The organism is Cognatiyoonia sp. (assembly GCF_965661665.1).
Taxonomy (GTDB): Bacteria; Pseudomonadota; Alphaproteobacteria; order Rhodobacterales; family Rhodobacteraceae; genus Cognatiyoonia.
In genome coordinates this window covers 1-2789 of the sequence record NZ_CBFIEO010000033.1, presented here as the reverse complement: position 1 = coordinate 2789, position 2789 = coordinate 1, and the positions used below count along the sequence as shown (strand labels likewise).

5 protein-coding genes are annotated in these 2789 nt (G+C 55.9%); 2 read left to right on the top strand and 3 right to left on the bottom strand.

Going from position 1 to position 2789, the window contains the following annotated elements; genetic code table 11:
* Window positions 1-134: 134 nt before the first annotated feature.
* Window positions 135-890, bottom strand: a complete 756-nt coding sequence (locus ACTF5F_RS13650) for an alpha/beta fold hydrolase (protein WP_438957417.1) — start codon at window positions 888-890, stop codon at window positions 135-137.
* Window positions 891-981: 91 nt separating this feature from the next.
* On the opposite strand from ACTF5F_RS13650, the gene ACTF5F_RS13645 reads away from it, so the two are divergent.
* Both ACTF5F_RS13645 and ACTF5F_RS13640 read left to right on the top strand, forming a co-directional pair.
* Window positions 982-1587 carry an ArsR/SmtB family transcription factor gene (locus tag ACTF5F_RS13645; RefSeq protein ID WP_438957416.1) on the top strand — a complete coding sequence of 202 codons (606 nt, stop codon included), beginning with the start codon at window positions 982-984 and terminating at the stop codon, window positions 1585-1587.
* 177 nt (window positions 1588-1764) lie between these two features.
* A complete protein-coding gene (locus tag ACTF5F_RS13640; protein WP_438957415.1) occupies window positions 1765-2127 on the top strand; it encodes an MAPEG family protein in 363 nt (120 codons plus the stop codon).
* Between the two features lie 32 nt (window positions 2128-2159).
* On the opposite strand, the gene ACTF5F_RS13635 is transcribed toward ACTF5F_RS13640, so the two are convergent.
* Both ACTF5F_RS13635 and ACTF5F_RS13630 read right to left on the bottom strand, forming a co-directional pair.
* Window positions 2160-2393, bottom strand: coding sequence for a hypothetical protein (locus ACTF5F_RS13635; protein WP_438957414.1), 234 nt, complete (start codon window positions 2391-2393; stop codon window positions 2160-2162).
* Between the two features lie 106 nt (window positions 2394-2499).
* Window positions 2500-2789: hypothetical protein (locus ACTF5F_RS13630; RefSeq protein ID WP_438957413.1), on the bottom strand; the 290-nt coding region annotated here is incomplete at its 5' end.

Sequence of the window (2789 nt, the reverse complement as noted above, 5' to 3'; positions counted from 1 at the left end):
CTATGGTGGGCTATAACATGCCCTTACCCGGCCTTGGTTACATCGCGTCGCGGGACGATGGCTTCCGCTACGTGCCACACAGCTACCAATTGCTCTAAAGTATCTGCGCGACCCATCTTCGGGTCGCGCACCGCCTAGATCATGGCGAGCACGTCTTCCACAGACCACGTGATCAAACCCAAACACGCGGCGTCAGAGAACCGGTGATCCGCCCCATCCACCAAAGTGAGCCGCATATCCGGCCCCTCCGCATGCTCAAGCAATCTGAGCGCCACCGACATCTCCACATTCGCATCTGCTGTGCCTTGCAAGAACCGCACGGGGAAACCCAACGGCAACGGATCGCGCAAAACCAAGCGGGTGCGCCCCTCTTCAATCAACCGCTTGGTGGTGATGTAAGGCTCCCCATAGTCAGACGGCAACGCCACCTGCCCGTCCGCCTCCAACACCGCACGTTGTGCTGAGTCAAAGCCCGCCCACATGCTGTCTTCGGTGAAATCGGGGGCCGCAGCAATCGTTACCAATCCCGCCACCTTCTCCGGCATCTCTCGCGCCACCAGCAGCGAAATCCATCCGCCCATCGACGAGCCAACCAAGACCACCGGCCCCACGATCAGCGACAACGCGGCACAGGCATCCTCAAACCAATCGCCAATCGCCCCGTCAATGAACGCCTCCGAGCTTTCGCCGTGCCCTGAGTAATCAAACCGCAAAAACGCGCGCCCAGCATCACGCGCCCAAGCCTCCAAATGAACCGCCTTGGTGCCGCCCATGTCCGACTTAAAGCCACCCAAAAACACCACCGCAGGACCGTCCCCGGGTGTGAGATGGTAGGCAATACGCCGCCCCTCGGGGGACAAGAACGAAGGCGTTTCAATCATACTTTCCATAGGCTTACACCACCACAAACCACAGGCACTCACAAGTTCTTATACGTGACCCAATTATCACGTGACTACTTAATAACTTATAAACGATTCTATGGACGCGATTTTCAAAGCTCTCAACGACCCCGCTCGACGCGCTTTGCTCGATAGCCTGCGGCAGCGCGATGGGCAGTCGCTCTCTGACCTCGAAAACCTGCTCGATATGAGCCGGTTCGGTATGATGAAACATCTCAGAGTCTTGGAAGACGCGAGCCTGATCGTCACGCGCAAAGAGGGGCGGTTCAAATACTACTACCTCAACGCCCTCCCGCTCCAGAAGGTCATGGACCGCTGGGCCGCCCCCTTTTTGCAACGGCAAGCCCGCGCGCTGACGGAACTTAAACAAAAACTGGAAAGAGATGCCGCTAAGGAAAAACCCAATTTCATGATGCAGACATTTATCCGCTGCACCCAAGACGCTCTCTGGACCGCACTGACGGAGGTCGATCAAATGGCCGCCTATCACTTTGCGTGCAACGTGGTAAAGGGCAACGCCCAAGTGGACAGCGAAACAACCTTCATCCGGCCCGATGGCAGCGCGATGCTATCGCAAACGACCACCGCGCTTGAACCAAAGTCCCGCATCGCCATGACGTTTGAGCCGCAATTCATGGGTCCAGACGCGCCCGCCAGCCACATGGTCTACTCGCTCGAATCATAGGGCGACGTTTGCAAATTGACGGTCAAATACTAGGATATGGCCCCCGGTCAGGAAGGCTTTGCCGAAGGTTGGGCGCGTCTGGCAGCCTCGCTCAAATCATATCTTGAAACCGGCAACGCGCTCAAAGCGGCAATGTAAGGTCGTACATCATGTACGTTCCCAACAGAACTGGGCATTTTGACATGCCTCGCCATCTTTACCGCCGCGCTTTGGCTTCCCTATATCGTCGTTGTGAACACTTTCCCCAAAGGCACGCTGCCAGATGACGCACCAGACGGCTTCACCATTTCAGCTAATTGGAAGTTGCACCGTCCATGGGTTCAGCGGGCCTATCGGGTTCATATGAAACTGCTAGAGAAGCTCGCTCCCTTTGCGATCCTGGTGTTCATGGTAGATCGCGTCGAAGGCTTCACAGCGCTCACTTTTTGCACGGCCATCGCGTTCTTCTGGCTCAGAGTTGCGCATGCTGTGCGCTACATCACAGCTTGGCCAAAGTATCCACTAGGATCGATCATTTTTAAATCCGGTTGGGTCTGCTGACTCATTGTGGGTTGCGCGGTCTTCACCGCGCGTTAGCCGCCGACGTAAACGGCCTTCTTGGGCCGGTAGAAGACCTTTTGGTTGTGCAGCCGGCCCAACAATACTTCGCCTGCCCGAATTGTGTCGTCCAGATGCGCAACCGGCTCATTATCATTGGCCACAACGCGCTTTGCATCGACCAGATTTGCCGTCCGCTCACGCAGTGCGGTTTCGATCAAATCAAGTTCTTCGCGGTTCAGGTCAAATTGGCGATTGTACTTGGTCATGTGACGACATCCTCCGACAGTGATTCCGTTTCCGATCGGAAACGTATGTCGGATTTAACACGCCGGATGTCGCTGTCAACGTATTCTTGGGTATACCAAACGTCACCTATCGTCGGACATCGAAAACGCCACTCAATAAGGCATCTGGCGACACGGCCAGGTCATCTACCTCTCCTTCTACGGTCCCTGCGATCCGACGACCGCCAGTCCCGTAAAAGTCGGCATAAGCGTCCAGTTCGATATCAACAAGCTGACCCGCAGGTCGGTGAAGTGTTCCGTCAACAAAATCTGTAATGGCATCTTTCCCTAAGTCTTCAGCACTTCGATTAACGAACATTTCAGCATCAAGCTGGCCGCGTAACGCCTCCCCCGTCAGCCGGTCCACGAAGCGATCCG